This is a genomic window from Peristeroidobacter soli (genome assembly GCF_004138485.1).
Taxonomy (GTDB): Bacteria; Pseudomonadota; Gammaproteobacteria; order Steroidobacterales; family Steroidobacteraceae; genus Steroidobacter; species Steroidobacter soli.
Genome location: NZ_RYEV01000004.1, coordinates 25,458 through 44,847 on the forward strand (window position 1 = coordinate 25,458; position 19,390 = coordinate 44,847).

The 19,390-nt window shown below is 55.9% G+C and carries 13 protein-coding genes; 5 read left to right on the top strand and 8 right to left on the bottom strand.

Going from position 1 to position 19,390, the window contains the following annotated elements:
- Positions 1–36 precede the first annotated feature (36 nt).
- The 3 genes from EKO19_RS15870 to EKO19_RS15880 form a co-directional block, all read right to left on the bottom strand.
- A complete protein-coding gene (locus tag EKO19_RS15870; protein ID WP_129777453.1) occupies positions 37–1,923 on the bottom strand; it encodes an alpha-amylase family glycosyl hydrolase in 1,887 nt (628 codons plus the stop codon).
- Between the two features lie 114 nt (positions 1,924–2,037).
- Entirely contained in the window at positions 2,038–3,642 is a 1,605-nt protein-coding gene (locus EKO19_RS15875; RefSeq protein WP_129777454.1) for a sodium:solute symporter, read from the bottom strand.
- A 20-nt stretch (positions 3,643–3,662) separates the two neighbouring features.
- Entirely contained in the window at positions 3,663–4,448 is a 786-nt protein-coding gene (locus EKO19_RS15880) for a phytanoyl-CoA dioxygenase family protein (RefSeq protein WP_129777455.1), read from the bottom strand.
- A 45-nt stretch (positions 4,449–4,493) separates the two neighbouring features.
- On the opposite strand from EKO19_RS15880, the gene EKO19_RS15885 reads away from it, so the two are divergent.
- Complete coding sequence (locus EKO19_RS15885) at positions 4,494–5,489, top strand: helix-turn-helix domain-containing protein (protein ID WP_129777456.1); 996 nt, start codon at positions 4,494–4,496, stop codon at positions 5,487–5,489.
- On the opposite strand, the gene EKO19_RS15890 is transcribed toward EKO19_RS15885, so the two are convergent.
- The 3 genes from EKO19_RS15890 to EKO19_RS15900 form a co-directional block, all read right to left on the bottom strand.
- A complete protein-coding gene (locus tag EKO19_RS15890; RefSeq protein WP_129777457.1) occupies positions 5,438–5,830 on the bottom strand; it encodes a GtrA family protein in 393 nt (130 codons plus the stop codon). The genes EKO19_RS15885 and EKO19_RS15890 overlap by 52 nt on opposite strands.
- Before the next feature lie 45 nt (positions 5,831–5,875).
- Positions 5,876–6,646 (bottom strand): class I SAM-dependent methyltransferase, encoded by a 771-nt coding sequence (locus EKO19_RS15895; RefSeq protein WP_129777458.1) that lies wholly within the window; start codon positions 6,644–6,646, stop codon positions 5,876–5,878.
- A 334-nt stretch (positions 6,647–6,980) separates the two neighbouring features.
- The gene (locus EKO19_RS15900) at positions 6,981–8,096 is read right to left on the bottom strand and encodes a glycosyltransferase family 2 protein (RefSeq protein WP_246038903.1); all 1,116 of its coding nucleotides are present in this window, start codon (positions 8,094–8,096) and stop codon (positions 6,981–6,983) included.
- A gap of 862 nt (positions 8,097–8,958) precedes the next feature.
- Here EKO19_RS15900 and EKO19_RS15905 point away from each other — a divergent pair.
- Complete coding sequence (locus EKO19_RS15905) at positions 8,959–10,677, top strand: hypothetical protein (RefSeq protein ID WP_129777459.1); 1,719 nt, start codon at positions 8,959–8,961, stop codon at positions 10,675–10,677.
- A 394-nt stretch (positions 10,678–11,071) separates the two neighbouring features.
- Positions 11,072–12,409, top strand: coding sequence for an SGNH/GDSL hydrolase family protein (locus EKO19_RS15910; RefSeq protein ID WP_129777460.1), 1,338 nt, complete (start codon positions 11,072–11,074; stop codon positions 12,407–12,409).
- 23 nt (positions 12,410–12,432) lie between these two features.
- Here the strand turns inward: EKO19_RS15910 and EKO19_RS15915 are convergent, their stop codons facing one another.
- Positions 12,433–14,562 carry a CehA/McbA family metallohydrolase gene (locus EKO19_RS15915; RefSeq protein WP_129777461.1) on the bottom strand — a complete coding sequence of 710 codons (2,130 nt, stop codon included), beginning with the start codon at positions 14,560–14,562 and terminating at the stop codon, positions 12,433–12,435.
- Between the two features lie 424 nt (positions 14,563–14,986).
- On the opposite strand from EKO19_RS15915, the gene EKO19_RS39175 reads away from it, so the two are divergent.
- Positions 14,987–15,223: an integrase core domain-containing protein gene (locus tag EKO19_RS39175; protein WP_281281088.1), complete on the top strand. Its 237-nt coding sequence runs from the start codon at positions 14,987–14,989 to the stop codon at positions 15,221–15,223.
- Positions 15,224–15,520: 297 nt separating this feature from the next.
- Here the strand turns inward: EKO19_RS39175 and EKO19_RS15925 are convergent, their stop codons facing one another.
- Positions 15,521–18,385: a condensation domain-containing protein gene (locus tag EKO19_RS15925; protein ID WP_175597081.1), complete on the bottom strand. Its 2,865-nt coding sequence runs from the start codon at positions 18,383–18,385 to the stop codon at positions 15,521–15,523.
- Positions 18,386–18,982: 597 nt separating this feature from the next.
- On the opposite strand from EKO19_RS15925, the gene EKO19_RS39875 reads away from it, so the two are divergent.
- Complete coding sequence (locus EKO19_RS39875) at positions 18,983–19,390, top strand: SxtJ family membrane protein (protein WP_407676652.1); 408 nt, start codon at positions 18,983–18,985, stop codon at positions 19,388–19,390.

Consider the following 19,390-nt stretch of genomic DNA (forward strand, 5'->3'; position numbering starts at 1 on the left):
ACGGATGTCGCGAATGAATTCCTCCGATGACGCGGCTCACGTACCGTCTTCGGGTGGCGTAACCTCAATTTTCAGTATTCCAAGGCCGCCCCCCGGAGTTTTGTCAGGCTTTACGGTATAGGGAAAGTTCGCGAGTTCTTGTCTTGAGTACATTCTTGGTTCCGTGCCCCTCCAAAGATCGGTCACTCTGTATTTGGCTCCCGGCGTGTCACCGAGACGATCCACCGGAACTTTCAGCTGCAGCAGCGCCTCAGACTTCGTATCGCGATTCGCCATCACGATGATGGCCGTGTCTTCCTTCCATCGCATGTAGGGCACGGGCACATCGATGCTTGAAATATGGGGAACCGCCATGAGCTGCGGCTCAAGATCACTGCGCATCCACGGGGCGAGCACGGCACGCTCTTGCTTGCGAATCGCTAGCATTTTGGATACGTCATCGAGCATGTCTCGATGATGAGACTGCGTGAGTTCACTCCAGTCCAGCATGGACCCGTAGAGCCACCGACCTTTGCCAGGGCTTTTTCCGCCATAGAGGTTCGGGGAAAGCGTAGGTAGGGCATGAAATTTAGCATCGAACTCTTCGCCTGCCATGAAGATGGGAATCATGGGCGTGAACAGAAACGCATAACCGAACAGCGCTCGGCTTCCCTGGGCAACGTAGGGGTTCTGATCTAAGGAAAAGCCGTCCCAGCCGTTATCGTGGGTGCTGAGCAGTACTGATGACAGACCATCACCGAGCGTTCGCAGATTGAGCTTGAAATCAGGCAGCCATCCGTCAACGATCATGGCGCCCGTTCTAATGGGGATAGGGTTTCCCGCAAAATTCCCCAGAATATTGACCCCGCTCAAGGTCCACTGTGCCCCATCGCCCTTGCGTGTCACGATAATGTCACGAATCGGCCGCGTCGAGGCTTGGTCTTTTCTCGGCGCGCCCGAAACGCTCGTGACTCGCAACTGGACATCAGCGACTTCATCGGTTGGAACAAAGAAATCCATTCGTGGCGATACCTCGTCGGCGAGTCCGTTGAGCCGCACCTGTAGGTCATCGCTCTCTTCGGTCGTTCCGGTGGATTTGCCGCCGTCCGCAAATTGAATCTCAACCCTGTAACTGCCCGCCTTACCGAATTTCTGGCTGTAGAACGTGGATACATCGTCCGCGAGGTCGGTGGCGCGAGCGTCCCCTTGCTTGAAATCCGTCACCCCAGAAATCACGCGACCAACCTCCGGAAATAGGACAATGGGCCGCCCAGCGGCCGCGGCATTCTTCCGGATTCTCGACCATAGATCGGGACGATAAATGTCGACGTCGAGCCGAAACCCATCGACACCATATCGGACAACATAATCCGTCCAGACCTGCACCCACCAGTCGTCGAGGTCCGTGTGGCCTCCATACCAGTCGTAGTCGATCATTCCGAAGCTGCTGCCCCGAAACCAATGAGGATGCCGCTTGATCAATGGGCTTTCGGGCATGACACCGTGCGTGATTGCGTCGAGAAAAATCTTGATGCCGCGCCGATGCGCCTCGTCGATCATTGCCTTGAACTGTTCGGGCATGCCCAGAGATGGGTCGAGCTTGTCAGGTTCGATCGTCGCATATTGCGTCCAAACGTTGTAGAAGTGATGGGGATCGGAAAGCGAGTGGCCCGACAACCAGATAGCCGTAATTCCCAGATCCTGCAGGTAAGCAAGGCGTGCTTTCAGACTCTCGAAGTTTCCGCTTTCGGGACCACTGGGCGAGGTGAACGATTTAGTTGCGATCTCGTAGATGACGAGGTCTTTCGCCCATTCCGGCGTCGCTGGTAACCGGGAAGTCGGCGTGCGTGTCACATCTTCCGCGTGAATACCGAGAGCGACGAGTGCAGCGAAAACGCCAAAGAATAGCCCCGGACAAGACCTGGGCCGATCGATCTGAAGCATGGACGAATATTCTCCGGCTGGATTGAACAACAGCCCGGATTGGCCGGACTCCTCCGGTCGTCCATGACGTCACCTACCGTTGTGGTGACTCGCTCGGAAGCGCCGCGGCCTTGGTTAGCTGAAGCACAGCCAGATGATGCCGACGATCGCGATCACCATGAGACTCAGTACGTGATTCATTTGAGTACCGCGCCAGCCTCTTAGCGATAGACCGTCATAGTGGAGCACCAGGCCCTCTGTTTTTTCTCTCGGCGGAGCCTCAGTAAGGAGGCTAACTACCACCATGATGACGACGGCCAGTGCAAAGAGAAGCAGTGCAAAATGCAGAAAATTGATGCTTGCGAACTCGCGCCAGATTCCATGCAACCCAGCCTTGTTCATCTCCAGAAATAGTCTCGATGCGCCCACGACAAATCCCACCAGGAGCGCCGCCATGGCGCCTTTGTCGTTGGCTCGCGGCCATAGAACGCCGACGAGAAATGCGGCGGCGATCGGAGGCGCGATGTAAGACTGCACGCTCTGGATGTATCTGAAGAGTCCGTTTGATATCGCACCAATGAACGGTATCCAGAGCAGCCCTAGGATTACAGCGGCGAGCGTTGCAAGCTGCCCCACTCTCAAGAGTCGGTGTTCGGACGCGTTCGGTACAATCTTTCGATAGAGATCCATCGTCACGACGGTGGCACATGAGTTGAACACGGCCGACAATCCGCTCATGAGCGACGCCAAGAGTCCAGCGACGACCAGACCCTTGATACCGGCAGGCAACAGCGTGCCCACCAACGCGGGCAGGGACTGATCAGTGCGGTCGTAGTGCAGCAGCCCGCGCTCGGTGAGAACGGATGCGATCAGACCAGGTACAATAAAGATGAACAGAGGCAACTGCTTGAGCAGCGCCGCAAAAATCGTGCCCTTTCGGGCTTCATCGATATTTCGCGCCGACAAGGCACGCTGTACGATGAATTGGTCAGTACACCAGTACCAAATGCCCAGGATGGTGGTGCCGAATATGAGCCCCGTCCACGGATAGGTAGGATCAGACGCACTCCGCCAGAGGCTCAATGCACTCGGCTCGACTGACGCCTTCAGTTCATTCCACCCACCCAACTCCCGGAGTCCGATCACGGTAACCAGCACCGAGCCCCCGACGATCAGCACAACTTGCACCACATCGGTATACAGCACCGCGCGCAGACCACCGGCGATCGTATACAGGCCCGTCGCGAGGGTGACGATGATGGCGCCGGTCCAGAAATTCACGCCCATCAAAGTCTCGAAAACGATACCACCTGCGGCGATCGTGACCGAAATCTTTGTCAGCACATAACTAATCACAGAAATGACGGCGAGATACAGTCTCGCGCCAGATGAAAACCGTCGTTCAAGGAACTCCGGCATCGTAAACACACCGGACTTTAAATAGAAGGGAACGAACAGCCATCCCAGAATCAGCAGCGAAAAAGAGCCCAGGATTTCGAACTGCGCGGCTGGCATCTCACCCGCCGCACCGCTACCAGCCAACCCAACCACATGATCCGATCCAATATTGGCCGCGAAGATCGATGCGCCGATGACAAACCAGCCAACATTGCGGCCGGCTAGGAAGTACTGCTCAGACTCCCTGTTGCTCCTCTTCGATGATGGCCAGAAGGCGATACAGAAAACGGCTACGAAATACGCAGCGATGATGCTCCAATCGAGCAGGCTCAAGTGACCCATGGTTCGTATAGTCTGTGCTCTCAGGTATGATCAGAGCCCGCATCTCCCCCAGCACGCATCTTCCGCTGGGTATTCTTTACCTCGTTCCATGGAAATCGCCGGAGAGCGGGGTAGGGGCGGTCTGGAAGTACCGAACTCACGACCAGCGCCCTTCTCGGTGCCTCCGTAAGATTTGGCCCGGCATAGTGCGCCGTGCGATTGCGATGGATGGTGAAGCCTCCTGCAGGGAGTGGGCACGCCACCGCATGACGGATGACGCTATCATCGACGAGTTCGAGGCCATGAACGCGCGCATCACCGCCGATGCTGCGATGCTCCAAGACTTCCCACTCGTGGCTTCCATCGTTGAACCACAGACATCCATTCTCTTCGGTAGCAATTTGAAGGGGGATCCATATTGAGATGGAACGATACTGTCGATCAGGTTTCCAGTAGGCCTCGTCCTGATGCCAGGGCGTACGTACTCCGATCCCGGCCGGCTTCAGGATTGCATGGAAGATTTCCGTCTTCGCTTCCGGCCCCAAAAGTTGACCCGCCACGCTGTGCAGCCGATCCACGTATGCCCCTCGCAACTCGGGGAAATAACGATGGGGGTGTAGAATCTGAGACAATCGTGCTGGCTCATTCTCTGAATCGGGACCAGCGAGGTCAAACTGGTTGCCATCTGCACGACCTGCCTGCTCGGCAAACATTCGATCATACAGCGCGATGAGACGGTTCAGCTCACTCCCATCCAGCACTGGCTCAGCCACTGCCAGAAAACCCGAGTTGTGAAAGCTACGGATCTGCTCCGCTGTTAGTTTCACAGTGCCCGCCTATCAGTCAGAAGAGTTGCCTAGTTGTAATTCAGAATGCACGATCGCGTCGTTCACAAAGTCTTGGATGAAAAAATGAACATGTCTCGACGCCTCGTCTTCGGCTCGGGGAGCCGCGCCGGTCACCACCTGTTGCCGGAAGTCCTCGAACTCGGCCGGGGAACCTTCGCTGTCGCTGACGTGGGACATCTGCAGCCTCACTGCCACCCAGACGCTTACGAGCTGTGCTTCATCACCTCGGGTGAGGTTGAATGGGCCACGCCTACCTCACGCGATGTACTGCGCAAGCGCGATGTATACATCACCCATCCCGGCGAAATGCATTGGGGATGTGACTCAACCATGCACCCCTGCACTCTTTACTGGGTCATTCTGGGATCGTTGGATCACGGCTACACCTGGCCAGATCTGGATCAGGGTGCTGCGATGCAAGCCAACGACCTGCTGAGGCAAATGCGCCCTCATCGACTACGTGGAACGAGACGGGCTTTCGATGCCTTGACGGAGCTTTTTGAGGAGCATGCCGCCACAAGGACCCGCCCCACGAGTCAGCAAGCACTTGGCGTCGCCAACGCGCGCGCTGCGCTCCACCGTCTGGTGATAGAACTCGTACGCACATCAGACGAGCGGAACAAAACGCATACCCAATCTGCTGATCTTCTCGCGTCAACGCAAACGGCGATCCAGATTTTGCTTCGTGAGCCACACGATCCTCAGGTGATTCGGAGAATGTGTCGATCGATGGGAATGAACTATAACCAACTGAATGAAGCGTTCGTCGAACACCTCGGGGCGACGATTTCTCAGTACTGCCTGCGACAGCGGATCCGCCTAGCCCGCGCGCGACTTGAACAATCTGACGCATCAGTTACCGAAATTGCAGCAGAGTTTGGATTCTCTTCGGGCCAGCACTTCGCCACGACTTTCCGTCGCGTTACAGGACTGACCCCCAGTAGCTGTCGCCGTACCGCTATCTCGCTTCATTCGCCGGAGCCGACATCTTTGAATACCCAGAATTTTGCCAATAGGTAATTCCAAATTACAACCACGCACACTCCTGTAAACAAAAGCAACGCCGTTGGCAATTGAGTGAAGCTATCGCTGAGAAACAAGAACCCGGAGTTGATCGCCATCCCCCCCGACGAAGCAACGAGGAATCGCAAGACGGCACTCGCGTGAGCTCGGCGCGATCGAAACGTCCACGAGTAGTGGAGCAAATAATTGATGATGACCACCAGAAGAAATGATGCGGCGGCGCTGCCCATCAATTGCATACGAGCGTGGCGCATCAATAGCATGGTCGATGAGAAGTACGCCGCAGTACCCAGCAAACCGACGAGACCGAAGCGCACTGCCTGCCAAAATGACGACATTTCAGCGAACTCGATATCGAATTCAGGAGGGCGACTGGAGCCGTCTCACCGAGTACGTCTCACGACGTAATATTGAGTCCAGAGAATGCCATCACACGGCGTGCCACGTATCCTCTGCTCCAGCCACGCTGCGATTCGCTGACCAGTCACCCCCAGCAATTCGGCGACCAGTGGCAGGTATAAGCCCCCCTTGTACTGTTCGACAATCCGAAGCCCGGCCGCACTCATTTGAACCTGAAGCTCCCTCGCGGTCATCAAGTTGATGTGGCCAAGCTCCAGCACCGGCTCGCGGTAGAAAAGTCGCGTCAACCACAATAGTTCGCGGGATAGCGCCACGCGCGCAACGACCTCGAGCGAGCTATACCGCTGCGGCGTCGACAGCACGAGTATCCCGCTCGGCTTCATGACCCGAGCAATATTCCTCATCGCGGCAGATGAATCCGCAATGTGCTCCACGACCTCAGTGCACAAAACCAGATCGAAACTTTCATCGTTCAGTTTCGAATTCGTAATATCGTCGACGACAGTCCGGACTGCCGGATCGTCACAGTACAATGTTTCAATCGCTTCAAGGTATGCGTGCTCGCAATCAGACACGCAGACCTGGGCACATAGATCCTTCAACACGGGAATGTAGACACCCGAACCCGGACCGATTTCGAGTGCCCTTTCGCCTTGCGACAAGAAGCGTCTCATAGCAAGTTCGATCCAGTCGCGGCGAGAACAATGCAGCCATCTTCTGGTGGGATTCCGAGACTCGTATAATGCTCTCTGTAGCCTGACGAGTTCTTTATTGTCCATAACATCGACACCCATTCCGCGTCCGTCTTCAGCCTATGGCGCCTGTGATCGCGCGCCACTCAGATCCTGCGCACGTCCACGAGACAATCTATCCATCAGTTGATGAGTATTCCAGATATGGGATTTCATCACGCTCCCGGCGCCGTTCTGGCCTGCGCCGACGCGGATGTATCAATCGTTGGAACCAGCTAGGTACTAGCAAGATATGTCCGCGGTTCTCGGCCGAATCGCACGATTTACCCATAGCGCCTCATCACTTAGAGCAGAAACACAGTCCGAGCCCACGAGGCAACCTTGCAAGCCGGCGGCTGCCCCCATCGGCTAGTCACATTCTCGATGGATGTGGCGCTCATTTCCCTCTGGCATCTTCGCCCGCTCTCACAACGTTTTTAGAATCATCCAAACCCACCGCACACATGTAGACATCGAGGAGATACAGCGGTCTTCCCTTGGACTCCATAAAAATTCTCCCCACGTATTCACCGATGACGCCCATCGATACCAGTTGCACGCCCGCCAGCAACAAGATGACGACCATCAAGGAGGCGTATCCAGGAAGCGCGCGCCCAAATACCAATGTCCTAACCACGATGAATGCCGCATAGAACAGAGCCAACAACGCAGTCCCTAAGCCTAGGTATGTTGATAGCTTCAACGGCGAGATGGTGAATGAGGTGATTCCCTCGATAGCAAAATTCCACAACCGCCAATAGTTCCACTTCGTCTTCCCTGCAAAGCGCGGATCTCGGTCATAGAATATCTCAGTGCGCTCGAAACCAATCCAAGCAAACAGGCCTTTCATGAACCTCCTTTGTTCACGACATCTTGCCAATGCATCAAGGCATCGCCGACTCAGTAAGCGAAAGTCCCCTGTGTCCGCCGGGATTGGCGTCTCGGCAATTCTGCCCATGAGCCGATAAAACGCTCTCGCGGTCGATCGCTTTAGCCACGCTTCCCCACGACGCTCGCGCCGGCGCGCGCAGACCATGTCGTATCCTTGAATCCATTTATCCACCAGCAGTGGAATCAGCTCCGGTGGATCCTGCAGATCTGCATCGATTACGATCGCTGCCGCTCCTCGGGCATGATCCAACCCAGCCGTCACAGCGATTTCCTTTCCGAAATTTCGACTGAGATTCACGATCGCGACGCGCCCATCCAGATCCCTGAGTTTGTGAATGTAGCGCAAGGACTCATCCCTACTACCATCGTTCACATACACGATCTCTGAAGACTCGCTCAACGCATCCAACATCGCCACTAGTCTGCGGTGAAACTCTTCAATGACTTCTTCTTCGTTGAAAACAGGAACAACGATGCTAAGGATAGGCGCCGCACTCACTCGCACTGCCACTTCTCCTTGAGCAGCTCCAGCCTCCTCGCGTCGCGCCCAATCCGCAGTGCGATGAACGTCCCTATCTACCGCATTCATCGCCGAACTGGCGTATTGATTAGCAGTCATCATATTGAGCGTCAGCTCCGTCTCTCGCCTGCTCCAACCACCCCACGAGTAACCTCTACGCCTTAGCAAATTTGGCGTCAAGCCTTCCGAGGCTCGCTGCAGCATCGATCCTTCGTACGATCCGTGTCACACGCCGCACCTACCCGATCTCTTCTGTTCCTATCGAGCATCTCGATCGCTGATGTCTTTGAAAAGAATAAGAGCACGATTTTCCGTCTCCCGCTCAATCTCAGTGCCTGTTCGTATACATATCCTTCAAATCCCAAAAAGAAAATAATCACAAGAGTTTCTGCTTTCAACGCTCCTCGATGCTCCCCGCCTGAGACTCCCCAGATGGCACCGCTCTTCAGACATCACTAAATTTCTCTCCGCTAGCAGGCACTTCGATCACCTAGCAAGTGTCAGTCATTCCGTTGATCGCAACCTCGGGGCGCTTTGTCAGCCTTCCGCTCTGGTGATACTGATCCGACGGTATTTCGATCGCACCGCTCTAAGCAATTGATAGACCAGGAACAGCGAACGACACCCCCTCCACCATCATCATCTCAGCAATGACAACCGATTTTCACGCGCACATGCTTCATCGAAAGAACGAGCATTCTTCGCTCACACTCCGGCATCATCGCTACGAGTGCCTCGCGGCTTGCCGCCGGAACTAGAGCTGAGAACTCGCCAAGTGTGAGACACCAGGAATGGTGCTCTCAATGTCGCAGGTGGCACTCAGAACAGTCTTGCGGACCAGCAGCCAGGCGAGAACAAGACCGAAATGACGACATCGGATTGGCAACGGGCGTGCTCTTCCGCCGACTGACTTTCTTTCCCACTCACCTGGACGGGTGCATCGCCCCGAATTTGAGCGTGTACGATGAAGATCGATCTGCTGAAGCTCCGTCGCCGCACGTTTCTTCAGTTGCTGCTGGCGACCTCCATCACGCTGCTCATACGAATCGATGATGTTGGATATGCAGCCAAAAGCCTATGGGCGGACGATGGCTATGTCCTAATAAATCAATTATATGAAATTGGGGTCCCGACACTATGGACACCTGCCAATGGACAACAGTATCTGTATTTGCGGCTCGTCACGCTGTTAACTGGGCTGTCTCCGGAATCGACGCCCTTTATCTTCTTCTTCGGGTGGCTGCTCTCGTTCTATGCGGTGATCTACGTCCTGAGCAATCGCGAAAGAGACTCCGGTCTCAATCGCATCCAAATAATATTTCTTGCGTGCGCGATCGCACTTCAGCCCAACTACAAGGGCGATCCATTCTTTGCTCTCTACATCTCACACTTCTTCCTGGGGGTTGCGCTCGCATTCCACATCTGTATTCCCTCTCGCAATTCCGGCTCCAAGGCCGAGATTCTCTTCCTCACGGTAACCTCTCTCTCTGGACCATTCTCGGCGTTTCTGATTCCCGTGCTCGCTTTTCAGTGGGCGAACCTCCGTGACTTCTCCTCGAGGAGATCAACCTACACCATCGTTACAGCGTGCGGACTGCTCCAGGCCTGCTTCATTTTGCAATCACGACGCATCGAAACCACGCCGCTGAGCCCGAGGCTAGCCGACTGGCTCGACGCATTCTCGACGCTGCTGACTTTTGGAGGGCACGACACTCTCACGCGTGCAGCGGCGGGGGCTTTCTGGATTATCACCGTGATCTTTCTGGGCAAGTGGTCGTTCGGAACACAAAGAAGCTCCGACCGCCTTACATGGATATCTCCTCTCGCCGCGACACTCGCCGGGCTTTGGCTGTTCGTCGTCACCGCGCTAGCCGCTGGGGCCGGGCTTCTCCCGGAAATGAGCCCAATCGGCCTCGCCTCTAGATATTTCATCATTCCTTACTCCTTGGCGTTCTATGTCGCCCTCGTATGCACCAGCAACCACAAGGCCGCCAACACTGCCATCATCTCTTTGATCTGCATGATATGCGCATCGGCGCTCTCGATTCATGGGCGCGCTGACAGCGCTTCAAGATCGGGCGCTGCATCCCATCGTTACTCGATCCAATGGACCGCGCACGTGAAGTTTCAGCAGGTGAAGCCAGATTTGGTGATCCCGATAAATCCAATCATGGCCGTAGATCCGCCCTTCTGGAACGCTCGGCTCAAGGGCTATCGCGATGATAGATTGCGCCCGACGATGGAGCCGGTCCGGTTAACCCCCTTGCTACGACCAGCATCTGGCAACTCAGCCAGCTCCGCGGGCATCTCGAGCGTGTATTTCGACCTTCGAAACCACTGCGCCACCAATACTCATATCGCCCTAGAGATCGACATCTGGCGCGCCGACATGGGCTGGGCGCGGTTGTCTTGGGGAACACCAGAAGAGTTCGATGCTGCAAGAACGATGGAGAGATTCTACGCTGGTGGGAATACGACGATGCAGTTTGCGTTTCGCCGGGACACCTCCGACTACTTGATTCGATTGAGTCCGGCCATGGGGGTTCAGGCGGATTCACTAGACGACACCTTGTTCATGGGCATGCGATCGCTCCTGACTCAGGGAGGAGCCGTGGTGGGCACACCCACCCCTCCCGGCGGGGCGACGCGGATCGCTGAAACCCGACTGTATTGTCTGCAGTGACTCGAACGACAAAGGACTGTGACCCATGGTAACCATCCTCGCATCTTCTCAAAGATTGCACCTATGTTTTCCACGCTACACGTACCTAGCAAGCCTGGATAGGAACGGGTTCATCGAACGCTTCGACCGAACCGCGTGTATCAAAGCTTTGGATGCTCACTTGGTCGGCTCGATCCAGCAGATGCAACCGAACGCTCGGATGCGTGGATAACGAGCCAGAACCAAGAGGGCCCTCACGAGATACTTGGTCGCATGCCGCCCGCCATGCTCATGCCCGTATCCGTGCGACCCGCCGGAGCATCAGGGTGTCCGCCCGCCTACTTGACGGTGGAGCTTACGGGCAAAGAAGGATTTTCATTGAAGGGAGCACTAGATCAGCATGAGGAGACTTGATATGACGATGAGCCGGGTAAGCCTCGGAACATACTACGGGCTTCGCAAGCCATTCAATTTCACAGTTGCGATCCCATTCCTACTGAACGCGCTCGGGCTGTCCCTGGTGCTCATTGCGTTCATCGTTGCCCTTATAATGGGAAACCTAATCGTCGGAACTAACCGCTTCTATTTCTTTACGTACGTCTTCGCGCTGCTCCTCTGCGCCGCCATCTTTAGCAAGCACGTTCACTTATCACTCGCCGTCTTCCTGTGGTGCCTATTGGAGCTGGGACTCGCAGCGTCAAGTCGGGCGCTCGAGTCGGTCGTCGGCATCGCCCTTCTTCCGAGCAATACTTTCTCTGTGGCACGTGATTCACGATTCGCATACCACCCCCAGCTGCAACGTGTTCCAAGAGCAAACTGGTCAGAGACGATCCGTTACGACGGTCGCAACCAGAAACTGATCGCCCCACCATGGAACAATTTCTTCGAAAGTGGCTACTTTGACCAAGATTTCGTGTTCTCTCACAACTCCTTGGGGCTGCGAGGACCTGAACCTACGCCAGATGATCTACGGATGCCGCTGATCTTCGTTTATGGCGGATCCACTACCTACGACTGGACTGTGACTCAAGGGGACACTTGGGTCGAGCAACTACAGTCTGCCCTCAACAGTAGATTTACCGTGCTAAATTTTGGCGTCCCTGGTCACAGCACTACTGAGCACCTCATACGCACCGCCTTCTATCAAAGCATTCTAGGAAAGTCTCCAGCTTGTGCCATCTACTATGTCGGCTGGAATGACCTAACCAACACGTACGTGGAGAATCTCGACCCGACCTATGCAAACTATCACTCACTACTGTTGGCCGAGCGCAAGCCCGCAATCGTCGCCGCCAGATTCTCACCCACGATCCTTCTTGCCTACACCGCGGCCAGGCGCCGACTCGACACCATTCCTGAGGCTCCTTCCCTTGAGGCCCAAGCTCGCCCCGGCGATGTGAGCCAGCTCGAGCGATTCTTTGTCGAACACATCCGGACCATTGCAAGCATCAACAGAGGCCGCGACGTGAAGTCAGTGTTTATCGGCCAGATTCTGAATCGGGATCTATTGAACTCTGTGCCTGACGTTGGTCCATTTCCGAACCGAGTACGATACAGAGACATGTGGCCTCTTCAAGAGCGATTGAATTTGCTGCTGATGAATACAGCGACTGCGCTTGGAGCAACGTATATCGATGCAGGAATCAACAACTTTGGGAAGGAGGACTTCACCGACATGGGTCACTTTTCCGCAACCGGGGCTAGAAAGTTCGCCGAATTGGTGTCTCCAAGCGTAGAGACCTTCTGCAAGTAATCTGCATCAGTGGCAAATGTCAGCTATTGCACAGTGGGTTCCGGGCGCTCGATCGACGCTTTCGGGCACTGCGATATCGTCGCATGATTCCGTCGGAGCTGATTTTCGCCACTTTCAGATCTGCCGGCACGTTTGACCAGCTCATCGTAGATTGCATCTGCTTGTTCGATTCGCTCTCTCAGCAAGCACTGCTGCGCCTCCCAATGCTTATCGAAGACCTCTGATGTATCCCACGGCTCCGTAGTATCTGGCTGCCTCGGCTTGACGAGTACTTCCTGCATCTTTTCTTTCAGCTTCGCCACAATTGAGGGTACCTCTGAGGGCTTCCAAAAGCTTTCTCCATCAACCGCAACATAGATTGGGGCGCTCACGGCCGTTACATTCGGATTCTTCCCATGCGCGCGTAGGACATACCACGTACCATGTACCGCAGAGAGATCGTCATGAATCGCCACCTCCATTTGTCCCCTCTTTGGCGAAACGTTCTTGACGACATCAGATTGTTCGATTAGTTCCAAAGAAGCTAGCTCGTCGGTAGTTGAGTCGAGCGATGCCTTGCCGGTAATGTGCAGCGCTTGACCCTTACTCACATGAATTTCGGATCCAATGCCCTGCCCGTTGATACTGAACTCGAGCATTGGCCCGGAAGTGACAAAGACATGTCCCTTCTTCAATTCATCAAACCATGCCTGCGGGGTAAATTTCCCATCGATCTTCACATAGTTGCGCACCGCGCCCGGGATATCGACCCAGGGATAGTCCGATCCCGCCGATGGAGCGAGCTTGTAGCCCAAGTTCAAGAAATCGAACCAGATCGAATATCCAGAAACATGGCCTGTCATGATTTCTGCAAAATCCACGATCCCGAAGGGCACATCGATCGCCATCCCTTTCATAGACGCGTCAGCATTGAAGGGATCGAAGACATGCGCATAGCCGGTTATCCCACCCTGTTCTCGCACTTTTTCGAATAGCTCGTGGTAGAGCAGATAGCGGGCGGGATCGCGAACGGGCTCGCGAATGTTCAACTGAAGCGTGTGGCCGCGATGCGTAGTCCGAGGATCCTCCTGCCCCGGAACGAGCACATAGTTGGCCGCTTCATCGACGAACTGTGGATGCCAGTCTCGCTGGTGAAAGTAAGTACGAGCGATGTTCCCCATCTGAACCACGTTGGCCACTCGAAGGTCTTCGGCTTGGGCGAACATCGCCAATGCAAAATCGTCCGCAGCACTACCACGTGGGTGATGAATGTGGTCTTCACCCGAATACCAAGCTTTGGCCGCCATATCGGTCCAGCGCTTCAGCTTGATGCGAATCGCGCGGGTTTGATCGGCATCAATTGTAAAACGCTCTCGCGTCAAACGGTACTCTGGGCCCCGCGCAACAATAAGCTGGTAATCTCCAGCTGGCAGCCGCGTTCGATAGCGCCCGCTCGTATAAAACACGGAACGGTTTGTGACGGGCCACATCGACGCATCGCCTAAAGGAACGACGCGAGCGGGCCCACCCAAATACTGAACCGTTACCGCATCCTCGCTCGGCAACGGCATGTGTCCGAAAGAATCGTAAATGCCCATACGAGCCGGCACCCGATGCCCTGTCTCATTCACAATTTCGATTTCGGCCAGGCCGAACGTCTTCGTTGGCGTCCGGTAGGTGCGCTCAAGAGACAAGTTGCAGATCGTAAACTCAACCGGCTTTTCACCTTGCTCGTTGAGGCTGTAAAGTATCAAGTCCGACCTCAAAGGCCCGAGGTTCGCGAATCGAGCGTGCTCCAAGGGAATGCTAAGGGCCTGCCACTCGTGCTTGGCATTCTTTGCTAATTGAATGGACTTATGGATGTTTCCGGTGATCCCATCGTAGCTCACCATCATTTGATGGTTTGCCGAGGCCCCGCGCAGATCCAGGTGTAACCAAACGGTCTCGTCGAGATCGAACGCGTATGCATCGCGCACTTTCAAAGAAAAATCTGCCCCGGCTAGGCACGCTTTGCCGTCCACGAAAACCGTGCGCGCGGAGTATGAAATCGCTTGTTCAATCTGGTCTGTAGTCCAATCGAGCTGCGGAGGGCTCCAAAGCCGATCACCGTGTGCGAGGACACAGCCTGAAAAGAAGCTCAGCGATAAGCAGATTGGACGCAGCCATCGTGTCATCGAATTTGTTTTCTACTAATTGTTGGCAATGCAATTCGTCACTCACTCATCGCCGCCGGGCCGCGCGCGACCTGCGTTGTCTTCTATCGGGAGACCGGGTGATCGAAAGCACTGACCCTGAGGGAGCCGCTCTTCATCTTTGGTGCAATTTGGGGACGACTTGGCGGTTTCTTTGAGGTTCCGAGCGCCTTTTAGCCGCAAGTTGCCGGTCGCTAGGCAGCTCGACAGCTGGGGCATGCCCCTATGTGGTTGTCAAAGGGTTTGTGTGGCGGGCGGGCTGTAAAAGGTCCCCTCTCGTAGCGTGGCGAACAGGACATCACAGCGACTAATCGCGCGCTTCGGCACGTTCGGGCGCGTACCGACGCCGTTCCTGTTTCGTTCGGACAACGGCTTGGTCTTTACCAGTCGCAGCTACACGGCGCTGGTGCGAGCGCACGGGCTTCGCCAGGAGTTCATCACGCCGCACTCGCCGGAGCAGAACGGCATGGTCTGGCGCGTGATCCGAACGCTGAAGGACTACTGTATGCATCGCCACCGTTTCGAGACACTACAGCACGCGAGCCGGGTCATCAGGGACTGGATCTGCTTCCACGAGAACTGCAGACCTCATCAGTCATTGGGAGTGAGAACGCCCGCTGAGGCGTTCAAATTAGCAACCTGACCTGAGCAGGAATCGCTGGGTCACTACACGTCCGCGGAAGACGAATGGAGGAAAATTGATGGCGAACGCGTCGCGATGTCGAAGATTACACCGAACTCCAGGATCAATGGCGCTGAGGTCGGCCTTTAGGCGCAGGCGTAGCAGTGTGGAAGAGAGTATTCCATGGTGCCACGTTGCGTGTCGCTCTAAGACACTTCAGTCGAGATGTTATCGCTGCGTACTCCGCTCGCCGGCCCCGCCGCTGGTGAAACGATCACGGTACAGCTATCTTTCCGCCTTCTCTAGCGATGTGTGGAACTAATCCGGACTTTGAAATCCCTCAGAGAATTCTTTCCCGGATTCGCTGCAGATGAATACCGTCGGCACCATGTAGCCGGGCATACTCGACTCAAGGTACGCACGTAGCTGCGAGGGCACAGGCACCTCGTGCTCTCCCTCGACGTATGCGACGTACGAATCACCTCCGGTCTCGTTGCGACGCAGCGCGACCGAGGCGAATTTGACGCTCGGGTGCGATAACAATTCACTCTCGATGCGCACCGCTTCCGTTTCCCATTGTGCGTTCACGCGGGAGTAGAACACGAGTTCGAACTGTCCCTCAGGGGTCCAATAGCCTCGATCTCCAGTTTTGAACAGGAGCGAGTTATCGTTCTCCGCGAGCAACATCGACTCACGGCAGGCAAGCTTTCGAGCCGCACGACGGCTTCGGGCGACCCCATATCCCGCAACGTACAGATCTCCCACGACGCCGATAGGCACAGGCCGCCGGTAACGGTCTAAGATGTAGAGTCGGCAGCATGACAGTGGCTCCCCTCCGAGCAAACCCCGTGACACGCGCACTGCGTCGGCAAGTTTGATCGTCGACAAGGCGCTCGCGACGGTGATTCCGCGATGTCCACACAGGTAGATGATTCGTGGCCAGCGACGCCCCATATCGAACCAGGTCTTGAGCCTCGCCGCCCGCAAAGGCCCGCCGCTCAATATCACCGTATGCAGCGGATATCGTCGAGCATGATCCGCCACGTCAACCCACACGAGGAATTCACGCGGCGTCAGATTCGAAACAGTGATTCCAGTATGCGCGAGGAAATCGTCGAAAGATCTCGCATCTCTAATCGGGCCCGCGGCAACGGTCACCGGGCTTCCATGCAGCAACCCTCCCCAAAGTTCAATCAGAGCAACATGCGAAGATAATGAGTGCGTCAGCGACCACACATCGAATCTCGCGAAATGCAGCCGCTCATCCAACGCTGCCACCATGGATGTGATGTTTCCATGATCGAGTCGCATCCACCGACCTCCCCCCTTCGAATCGTCCCTTTTTACTACGCACGCCGGATCGAAAACCGTGCGATCACCGCGCTCCAGGTTCTCTTGCGATTCGGTGCTGATCTCATGAACGTCCGGATCGATCACTATGACTTGCTCGCCCGCCCTTCCCGCTCCAGGGCACACGATGCACATACGTAGACCATGAGCGCCCCGTGACCGAATAGTGCCATCCCGAAGATCTGTCGGCGTTGCTGCCCTATAGGCGCCGCCTGCCTTCAGCACGGCGATGACCGCCACGATGCCTGTGACGCTCGGATCCGCAGGCACCCCAATCATTTCGCCCCTGCGCATACCCCGGCAGCGCAAGACGCGCGCCAGTTGGTTGGCTCGTTGGTTGAGCTCAAGATACGAGAGGACTTCGCTGCCACCCGCCGATGTCACTGCCGGCGCATTTGGCGACAGCTCAACCTGACTCTCAAACATGGCGTCGATGAGCAGCGGCTCGAGCCGCCGCCCCTCCCCATTGTTAAATTCGCTGATCACCAGTCTATGCTCGCTTGGGGTCAGCATCGTAAGACGTGCCACATTCGTCCGCGGTGTTCTAGTCATGGCTTCGAACAATGCTATCCACCAATGGCACACTCTCTCGATCGTGCCCTTCTGGAACAACTCCTTCGCATACTCACACACGGCGATGAGGCGCCCGCGATGTGGCCATAGAGCCAACGATATCTCCAACGTGCACTCACATCGCTCCTGCCAAACCCGTCCGACTCCTATTCCGATGGAGGGAAACGTAACTCCGACAAACTCCTCCGACGATATCTCGCTGAGTGCAATAGCGGTTTGAACGATCGGTCGACCGTCTCGCAGTGCTCGGAGCGATTCGGCGATTGCTTGAATCGGAACGTCTCGGCGAGACGAAGCCATTGTCAACGCCGCATCGATCTTCGCGAGGAGCGTTGCGGTAGTGATCGCTGGCGCTACCGCAACCCGAATGGGAAGAACATTCTCAAACGGACCGATGAGACTATCACCGCCCTCCAGGGGACGGTTCGCAACCACTTGTCCGATCGTCACGTCATCCTGCGCCGACCATCGACTCAACAACACGCACCATCCTCCAAGAAGCACCGCTAGCACGGACACCCGGCGATGGGTCGCGAGATCATAGATGTCGCGAGTCAGCCTCTCGGAGATCTCGAAACGATGCGTCCTCGGCGTGTAGATCGTGCATGCCGAGCGCGGCCGATCCGTGGGCAACCGCACCAGATCTTGGGCACCGAGCAAGTGCGTCTTCCAGAAACTCAGTTGAGCTTGGAGCGAGCTTGGATCGAGCGCATCGAACTGGCGCCGCTCGACGCGCTCACGGACCATAGGCTGCGCATTCCTGCCGAGCTTGCTATCTTCATATCGGTCCCAAAGTTCCCTCAAGATCACGACCAGCGATGCGCGGTCGCACACGATCGGATGCGCGCTGATGAGCAGGAAATGCTGATGCGTCCCGCGTCTCAGTAGCCGTGCTCGGATCACCGGACCACTCGTCACATCGAAGTGAGCCCGAACTTCTTCGTGAAGAATAGATAGGAATTCCTCGTCGCCTCGAATATCCTGCTCCCAGAGTGCCATTCCCCTGTCGACGGGCCCAACCTCTGACAGCGGAACACCGTCAACGTACCGAAACACGGTTCGCAGTAGCGGGTGCCGAGCGACGAGATCATCGAGTGCCAGCCGCAGCGAGGGTCGGAACAACTCGCCAATGAGTTCGATCGCAATCGTCGTATGAATCGGAGCGGCAGGCCTCAGCCGTGCCGCTTGAAGCAGCCAATGCTGAGCGATCGACACCGATGGCGAACCCCATCGAGCGGTTGCATGGCTGTAGGTGTCCATTGTTCTTGTCGGTGCTTCGCGCATCTCCAATCGGGTCAATGCGTCAGTCGATATTCTCACATCACGTTGCTGCTCTCTGAGTTTTGCGTCCCTTTCGCGCATGGTCAAGATGCAACGAACCGCCAACCACCACGGACTCAATCATCTTTATCGACACGCAGGGGCCGCTCGGTGAAGACCTGTGAGGTTTGCTGAGAATTATCTAACAAGTAACGATCGGCCCTGATTCTGTCCGGAGCTATCCTTGACCGGTGGAGGTTTCGTGACCCAGGGCACGGCTCTGACACGCAGTCATTTCCCAACGCGAAGACGGGCCGCATGTTCGCGACCGCCGTTCGGCCACATACTGTTTCCGAGCCAAATACCCAAGAGCTGAGACCGACACCTCAGGTCTCGCTGCACTGTCGCGATTGAGTTCGTTTCGTATTAGAAAACAAACACTTGCAGAGGAAGAGGCCTTGGAATCGAAGCGCACGCCGCAGGCACGCTTCCCCAAAAGAAGCAGAGGTGCCGCATGATCTAGGCGGCCGACGACGGAGGCCCAGATTGGGCCGATTGAGAACACGAGCACCTGGTCCTCAGCATCTTTGACCCTCTATGGAACCATGGCTCTCAGACAGGAGACCCTCCGATCGAAAGTTCGGATTCACATTCGGGGCCATTCTCTTCGCTGTTAGCGCATACGGCACCTACAGGGGTTGGCCAACGATCATCTCGAGCCTGTGCACTCTCACGGGGGTTTCTCTCGCCCTGCTCGCTTGGCTTGCACCGAGCCGACTGAGCCCCGTCAATCGAGCGTGGTTCGCCATCGGTGAGCTTCTGGGGAGAGTGGTGAGCCCAATCGCGCTCGGCTTCATATTCTTCGCGCTGATCACACCCGTTTCGATCATCGCTCGCCTGTTTGGACGCGACGAGTTGCATCTGAACCGCCGCCCCGCCGCTTCGTATTGGATACCTCGAGAGACAACCCGCATCGACCCCTGCTCCTTCAGGCAACAATTCTGA